General features: G+C 70.7%; 6 protein-coding genes. 3 read left to right on the top strand and 3 right to left on the bottom strand.

Annotation, left to right across the window (positions count from 1 at the left end; all coding sequences use genetic code 11):
• The 3 genes from VI078_09365 to VI078_09375 form a co-directional block, all read left to right on the top strand.
• The coding region (locus VI078_09365) for a TolC family protein (protein HEY5999488.1) at window positions 1-1,128 on the top strand (1,128 nt) is incomplete at its 5' end.
• A 220-nt stretch (window positions 1,129-1,348) separates the two neighbouring features.
• On the top strand, window positions 1,349-2,557 hold the full coding sequence (locus tag VI078_09370) for a homoserine O-acetyltransferase (GenBank protein HEY5999489.1): 1,209 nt from the start codon (window positions 1,349-1,351) through the stop codon (window positions 2,555-2,557).
• Window positions 2,554-3,225: a methionine biosynthesis protein MetW gene (locus VI078_09375; GenBank protein ID HEY5999490.1), complete on the top strand. Its 672-nt coding sequence runs from the start codon at window positions 2,554-2,556 to the stop codon at window positions 3,223-3,225. The genes VI078_09370 and VI078_09375 overlap by 4 nt, the downstream gene beginning before the upstream one ends.
• A gap of 7 nt (window positions 3,226-3,232) precedes the next feature.
• Here VI078_09375 and VI078_09380 read toward each other — a convergent pair whose 3' ends face one another.
• The 3 genes from VI078_09380 to VI078_09390 all read right to left on the bottom strand — a co-directional run.
• On the bottom strand, window positions 3,233-5,128 hold the full coding sequence (locus VI078_09380; GenBank protein ID HEY5999491.1) for a TonB-dependent receptor: 1,896 nt from the start codon (window positions 5,126-5,128) through the stop codon (window positions 3,233-3,235).
• 84 nt (window positions 5,129-5,212) lie between these two features.
• The gene (gene gptM, locus VI078_09385) at window positions 5,213-6,538 is read right to left on the bottom strand and encodes a geopeptide radical SAM maturase (protein HEY5999492.1); all 1,326 of its coding nucleotides are present in this window, start codon (window positions 6,536-6,538) and stop codon (window positions 5,213-5,215) included.
• Between the two features lie 231 nt (window positions 6,539-6,769).
• Window positions 6,770-7,748: TonB-dependent receptor (locus VI078_09390; protein HEY5999493.1), on the bottom strand; the 979-nt coding region annotated here is incomplete at its 5' end.

Genomic DNA, 7,748 nt, shown 5'->3' on the forward strand with positions numbered 1-7,748 from the left:
GCCGCCGCCCGCCGCGGCCAGGCGGCGTCGGTCGTCTACCCGCAGGTGAACGCCACCGCCGGCGCATCCTGGACCGAGGCCGTCTCGGCGGCGACGGGCGACTCGCAGCGCGCGACGCTGACCAGCGTCCAGGGCACCGTCTCCCAGCTCATCGCGGATTTCGGCCGCACCTCCGCCGGCATCGACCGCGCCGGCGGCCTGGCCGACGCGGCCGCGGAGGCGGCGCGCTCCTCGCGCGTCGAGGTCGTGTTCGCAGCGAACGTCGCCTACTTCAACGTCCTGCGCGCAGAGGCCGCCCTCGGCGTGGCGCGCGAGACCGTGCGCCAGCGCGAGACGCTCCAGCGGCAGGCGCAGGCCTTCTTCGACACGGGGCTCAAGGCGCGCATCGACGTCGTCCGCGCCGAGGCGAACCTCTACCAGGCCCGCGCCGATGTCGCCGGCGCCGAGCACGACGTGCACACGTCGCGGCTGGTGCTGCTCAACGCCATCGGGATCGACGCGCCGGCGGATTTCGAGCTGGCCGGGGCGCCCGCCGTCGCCGAGGCCGCGGGCACGCTGGAGGACTGGCAGCGCGAGGCGGACGAGAGGCACCCGGACCTGGTGTCGCTGCGGCTGGAGGTGATCGCGGCGCGCTCGGCGGTGCTGGCGGCGCGGCGCGGCGACAACCCCACGGTCACGGCGAACGGCCGGCTCGGCTTCTCGGGCGAGGACGCCCCCACCGACCGCGGCTGGTCGATCGGCGCCCAGGTCGCGGTGCCGGTGTTCAACGGACTGCTGACGCGCCGGCAGACCGACGAGGCCAAGGCGCTCCTCGCCTCCACCGAGTTCGCGCTCGCCAACCGCCGCCGGGAGATCCGCCTCCTGGTGGAGCAGGCCGACCGGTCGCTGCGCGACGCGGCGGAGCAGCTCGCGGCGCGGGAGAAGGAGCGCGAGGCCTTCGCCGAGAACCTGCGGCTCGCGACCGGCCGCTACGAGGCGGGGGCCGGCGACATCATCGAGATGATCGACGCGCAGCTGCAGATGACGTCGGCGGAGACGAACGTGGTCCAGGCGCGGTTCGACCGCGCGGTGGGGCTCGCCGCCCTCTACCGCGCCCTCGGAAGGTTCCCCGCCGCGGACGGCTCATAGCGGGCCAGCTGCGGCGTTGGACTGCGTCCTGCGTCGCTGCGGCGTGCGGCACGGCACGCCTCACTCCTCGGACTTGTCCGCCTTGCATCTGACCCACTCTGAGCCGTCCGCGAATCTCGAGCTGGCCCACCTCCGCGACCCGGGCTACACCGTCTGGGCGTAGGAAGCCGGTCTTGACAGGGTTCGAGTCCGGGCGGTACTTTCCGGAAAGAAGCCAGCCATGAGCACACGCCGAACACCTCCCGCCGCAGAGCCGCCCGGCGGCGGGCACGAGGCCCTCGCCCCGTCCTACCCGCCGGATTCCGTGGGGCTCGTCGCGACGCGGCTGCTGACCCTCGGCGCGGACCGGCCCCTGCGCCTGGAATCGGGCGCCGTCCTCGCGCCGGTGACCGTCGCCTACGAGACCTACGGCGAGTTGAGCGCGGCGGGCGACAACGCGGTCCTCGTCTGCCACGCCCTCTCGGGGAGCGCGCACGCGGCCGGCTACCACGGCACCGGCGCGGACGAGAAGCCGGGATGGTGGGAGCTGATGGTCGGCCCCGGCAAGGCGATCGACACCACCCGCTGGTTCGTCATCTGCAGCAACTTCCTCGGCAGCTGCTACGGCACGACGGGCCCGACGAGCGTGGACCCGGCCACCGGGCGGCGCTGGGGGATCAACTTCCCGCTCTTCACGATCCGCGACATGGTCGAGCTGCAGCGGCTGCTGCTCGACGAACTGGGCATCGCGCGGCTGCTCGCCGTCGTCGGCGGCTCGATGGGCGGCATGCAGGCGCTCCAGTGGGCGATCAGCCATCCGGACCGCGTCGCCGGGGTCATACCGATCGCGACCGCCGGCGGGATGTCGGCGCAGGGGATCGCCTTCAACGAGGTCGGCCGGCGTGCCATCATGGGCGACCCGCTCTGGCGCGGCGGCGAGTACCCCGAGAGCGACCCGCCCGCGCACGGCCTGGCGCTCGCCCGCATGGTCGGCCACATCACGTACCTCTCCGAGGAAGCGATGCACCGCAAGTTCGGCCGGCGCCGCCTCGCGGATGAGCCGGGCTCCTCGTTCGGCCGCGAGTTCGAGGTCGAGGACTACCTGCGCGCCCAGGGCGACAAGTTCGTCCGGCGCTTCGACGCCAACACGTACCTCTACCTGACGCGGGCGATGGACTCCTTCGACCTCGTCGCCGACCACGGCTCGCTGCAGAACGCGTTCGCGGGCTGCACGTCCTCGTTCCTCGTGGTCTCGTTCCGCAGCGACTGGCTCTTTCCCCCGTCGCAGTCGCAGGCGATCGTGCAGGCGCTCAAACGCAGCGGGCACGACGTGGCGTACGCGAACCTCGAGAGCGACCAGGGGCACGACGCTTTCCTGCTGCCCGGCAACCGGCTCGGCGACCTGCTCCCCGGGTTCCTCGCCCGGCTGCACGAGCGGGGGCCGCGGTGACAGCGCCGCCCGGCGCGCCCGCCCTCGGGCCCGCGCGCCAGATAGACTGGGCGCTGACGCGCGGCCGCGACCGCGCGCTCGACGACGCGATCGCCGCGCTGGTGGCCCCCGGCGAGCGCGTGCTCGACCTGGGCTGCGGCACCGGGGACCTGCTGCTGCGCCTGCGCATGGAGAAGGGGATCCACGAGCGCGGCATCGAGCGGGACGGCGACGCGGTCGCCGAGGCGATCGCCCGCGGCCTCGCGGTCGTCGAGGGTGAGCTGGGGGAGTGGATCGGCGACCTCCCGGCCGGCTCCTACGATCTCGTGGTGCTCAACCAGGTCCTGCCGCTCATGGAGGACCCGGTCGCGGTGATCGAGGGCGCCCTGCGCGTGGGCCGGCGCGTGGCGGTGAGCTACCCGAACTTCGCGCACTGGCGCATCCGGCTGACGCTCGGGCTCTGCGGTCGGCTGCCGGTCAACCCGGCGCTCCCCTACGAGTGGTACAACACGCCGAACATCCGGCTGGTCACCGTCAACGACTTCCGGCGGCTGTGCGCACAGCGGCGCTGGCGGCTCGTGCGCGAGGCGTTCGTCGCGCCGGGGGCGGTCGGGACGGCGGCGCCGGTGCGCGCACTGCCGAACCTGCGCGCGTCGCTGGCGCTGGCGGTGCTCGAGCGCGGCGACTGACCGGCCGCTAGAACGAGCAGCGCAGCCCGCCCTCGAGCCAGCGCCCGGGGTTGGGGTGGACGATGTCGGGGTAGCTCGCCGCGTCGAGGATGTTGTGCGCGGTGAAGAACGCCTCGAGCGTGAGGCCGCCCCTGCTCAGGACCCGCTGGATGAGGTTGGCGTCCACGACAAGGCCGTCGTCGTCGGACATCCAGACGTCGGTCATGTCCCACCGCTGGTAGTGCGCCTTCGCGATGGCCCGGAAGCCCCGTCCCGCGTCGTAGTCGAGCGAGGCGTTCACGCCCCAGACGGTGCTCACGGGGGCGAGCTGGCTGTCGACGATGTCGTGCAGCTTCGTGTGTTGGACGTGGAAGCCGCCCTGCAGCACGACGCCGGCGAACCGGTTGGAGAGAAGCTCGAGCTCCCCGCCCAGCGTGTTGGCCCGACCGCCGTTCTCGGAGGTGAAGATCGGGCCCTCCACCGGGGTCGCCGAGACGAGTCTCTCGATGAGGATGGCGTCGACGTCGTGGTAGAAGATCGTGAGCTTCGTCCGCATCCTGCCTGCGACGTTAGCCTCGAGGCCGGCCTCGTACGACCAGATCTCCTCGCGCGCCAGGCCCGGATTGCCGACGTAGTGCAGCGCGGGGGCGCCGAAGTAGCGCACGACCGCCGGGTCGTGGAAGCCGCGCGAGACGATCGCCCGCAGGAGCAGGTCCTTGGAGGCCAGATAGGCCGCTCCGAGGCTCGGGCTCGCGAAGCCCCCGGCGAAGTTCGAGTGGTCGTACCGCAGGCCGGGGGTGACGGTGAGGCGCCCGGCCGCGATCGCGTCGTTGCCGTACAGCCCGTACTCGCGGATGTCGATCTCGAGGGCCTCGCCGAGGTCCTGCTCGAAGTCCCGCCGGACGCCGTCGGCGCCGACGACGAACGCGTGGCTGCCCGCGCGCCAGGAGAGGCTGCCGTCGAGCCCGTAGCGCTCGTCGAGGGTCGGGCCGGCGCGCAGCAGCGCGTCGTCGATCCGGGACTTCAGGTAGAAGTTGTCGTCCTGCCGCAGGGCCCAGGCGGAGAGGCTCAGTTCGGGACCGCCCGCGAACGACGTGCGGAGGGCGGCCTTCCCGTGGACCGTCCGCAGGTCGAAGCCGTCGTAGACCGGCGGGCCGAACGGGATCCGGGCGTTCACGCTGTCGCTGTCGTGGTAGTACAGCGACAAATCGAGCAGCGCCCCTCCGATGGCGTCCGTGCTCGCCTTCGCGAAGAGATCGCCGTGGCGGAACTCGCCGCCGTCCACGACGCCCTCCGAGCTCAGCGCGCCGCCGAAGAGGTACAGCCCGACGCGGCCGCTCCCGCCGCTCAGTTCCCCCCGCATGTCGCTCGTCGTCGCCTCCCCGTAGGAGGCATACGCGGTGCCGCGGAAGCCGTGCCCGGGCTCGGCGGACTTGGTGATGATGTTGATGACCCCGCCGAACGACGAACCCCAGGCCGAGGACGCCGGTCCCTTGACGATCTCGATCTTCTTGATCATCTGCACCGGCAGCCGCGAGAGAGGAAGGGAGCTGTTGACGGTGTCGAGCGGGACGCCGTCGAGCATGACCCGCACCCTGCTCGACCCCGAACCCTGGATCGATGGCGCCCCCCCCGCGCCGGGGCCCTTGAAGTCCGCCAGCTCGACCCCGGTCACGTTGTAGAGCGCCTCCGCAACGGTGTGGGCGTTCATCAACTCGATGTCGGATGCGGTCACGACCGTCACGTTCTCCGCGATGCTCGCGACGGACTTCAGGCTTCGCGTCGCGGAGAAGACCTCCAGTTCGTCCTCGCTGAAGTAGAGCGAGAGGAAGCCGCTCTCCTCGGCGGTGGCCGCGCGCGCGATGTCCGGGAGACAAAACAGTACCAGAACCAGCGAAACAGCGGTCAACCTGTGCAATACCACGGCGCATCCCCTCTCGTTCGCCCCATCGTTACCAGGCTCGTCCCGAGGGGAGCCGATACCGACATCAAGCTCATTATAATCAAATCATGAAGTCCAACCTGGTCGATAGGGTATGGCGGCAATGCGTCGCGCAGCCAGGGGATGAGCGAGGTCCTGCCTGACGAGCGCGCCGAGCGCGGCGTCGAAGAACGGACGCCGGCACGCCAGTGCGGCGGCGTCGTCGTCCGCCTGGCAGGACTCCCAGCGGCAGCCGCCGAAGCACAGCGGCAGGTAGGGGCAGGCCAGGCAGGTTTCGTTCCGCCAGCGGTCGCGGCCGTACGCCGCGCCGGGCGCGTCGCGGACGCCCGCGGCGACGTCGCCGACGCAAAAGCGCCTGTCACCGGCAAAGCAGGGGCACTTGTAGAGCGAGCCGTCGCAGTCCACCACCAGTTCGTGGGCGAGGTCCACCATGCAGACTCCGGGCCTGACCGCGTCGACCCGGTAGCCGCGCCGCAGGGCTTCCCCGCGCAGAAAGGCCGCGGCGGCGATGACCCACGGTTCGTTGGCGGAGCGGCAGCCGCCCTCGAAGCCTGGGGCGCGCCGCTCCCGGCTGATGGGGCTGAAGCTCACCGAGCCGATCCGCTCCGGCCCGAGCCCGACCGCGAGCAGGTCGTCCAGCAGGCCAGGACACGCCTCGTAGCCGTCGCGGCCGTAATTGGCGTTGATCCGCACGGTGAGCAGGTCCCACGCCTCCTGGAGATTTCCGAGGATGCGCCGGAAGCTGCCACCGCCCGCGCGCAGCGGTCGCTGCGCGTCGTGGATGTGCGCCGGGCCGTCGAGGGTGACCTGCGCCGCAAGCAGGCCCAGCGGCCGCAGACGCGCCGCGGTCTTCCGCGTCAGCAGCGTGCCGTTGGTGATGAGGGAGAACGTGAAGTCGCAACCGTGCGCCGCCGCCGCTTCCCTCAAGGCGCCGGCGAGTGAGACGATCGGCTCCAGCGCCAGGAGCGGCTCGCCGCCGTAGAAGGTGACCTTCAGGTTTAGCCCACGGTCGAAGGCCGCCGCGGTGGCAAAGTCGATGACCTGCGCCGAGACCGCCGGCGAAATGACGCCCGTTCCCTTCGCCGATCCCTGGTAGCAGTACGTGCAGCCGAGATTGCAGGAGTGCGCGGCGATGACGATCAGGTGCAGGGTGTCCGCCGCCGCCTCCAGTTCGCTGACGAAGGCCAGCATTTCGCGGTGCTCGGTCTCGCGGTCGGGGACGAGCAGGCCGAGGTCGGCGAGCTGGCGCTCCTCATCCGGTTCGAGCGCGCCCCGCTCGATGTCCTCGACAAGCCGCGCCGGCACGAGGACGGCGGCCGCGGTCTTCGTCGAAAAGAGAATGACCTTCCCCTCTGTGTCGGAGGGGAAGGTCAACGCGCAGGCGGAGCGCACAAAGGGCATCGGAGAACTGCGCACGCCAGCCCCGGCGGCAGCGCCGGCACGCCGCACGCGATCCAGCACGCGCTAGGCCGTCTTTGCCTTGCCGGTGCCGGAACAGCACGCCCCCAGGATCTGCTTCTTCTCGATCTTCTGCGCGAGGACGACGATCCGCTTCATGGGCAGCACCTCCTTTACCTTATCTGAATGCTCATACTGCGACGGGCTGCCCATGGTTACATCGCGTCAGAAGCGGCACCTCAGCCCGGCCTCCAGCCATCTCCCCGGGTTGGGGAACTTTTCGTTGAAGAACTGGTCGCCGTCGAAGATGTTGTTGGCGCTGCCGAAGACCTCGAGAAGCACCTCGCCGAGCGCGAACTCCTGCGAGACGTGCAGATCGACGACGGGATCGGCCTCCGGGTGGAACCGCTCCGGCGTCGTCCAGTGCGTGTTGTGCACGTTGACCAGTGCTCGCAGGCCCTTGGCCCCGACATAGCTGAGCGCGACACGGTACTTGTAGTCTGCATTCCAGGAGAAGTCGTCCTCACGGGTGAGGTTGTCGACGTCCAGCCAGGATGCGCCTCCTTCGAGGGCGAAGCCGTGGAAGACCGCCGTGCGCGCATCGACCTCGAGCCCCTTGCGGCGGACGTCGTCCTGATTCACGTACGTCCAATTCCCGGCGTCGTCGACTGTGATCGTGGTGAGCGCGTCCTTCACGTCATGGCGGAAGACCGTGACCTTGTACCAGAAGAAACCAGGCACGTCCCCCTCGACGCCGGCCTGGTAGGAGGTGACGTGCTCGACCTCGAGGTCCGGATTTCCAACGAACCCGAACGCCGGGCTCGTCACGCCGGCGGTGATGACCGGGGCCGTGAAGCCTCGCCCCACGTACCCCCGCAGCAGCAGGTGGTCGCCGACCGGGCAGACCGCGCCGAGGCTCGGGCTCCAGACCGGATCGGTCCTCTCCAGGTCGTCGTACCGCAGGCCGGCTGTGAGCGTCACCCTGCCGAGATCGAACGTGTCGTTGGCGAAGAGCGCCCACTGCTTCTCCGTGGCCTCCTCGGACAGCGCATCCATCTGGTTGCGGCCGCTGAGGAAACCGGCACCCAACACCACGTCGTGGCCGGCGAAGGCCCGGCGGTAGCGCAGGTCCGATCCCAGCATGCGGTCCTCGTTGAACCCGTGGAAGAACTCCGTTCCGTCGCTCATGGACTCGAAGATGACA

It is taken from the genome of bacterium (assembly GCA_036524115.1).
Taxonomy (GTDB): domain Bacteria; phylum JAUVQV01; class JAUVQV01; order JAUVQV01; family DATDCY01; genus DATDCY01.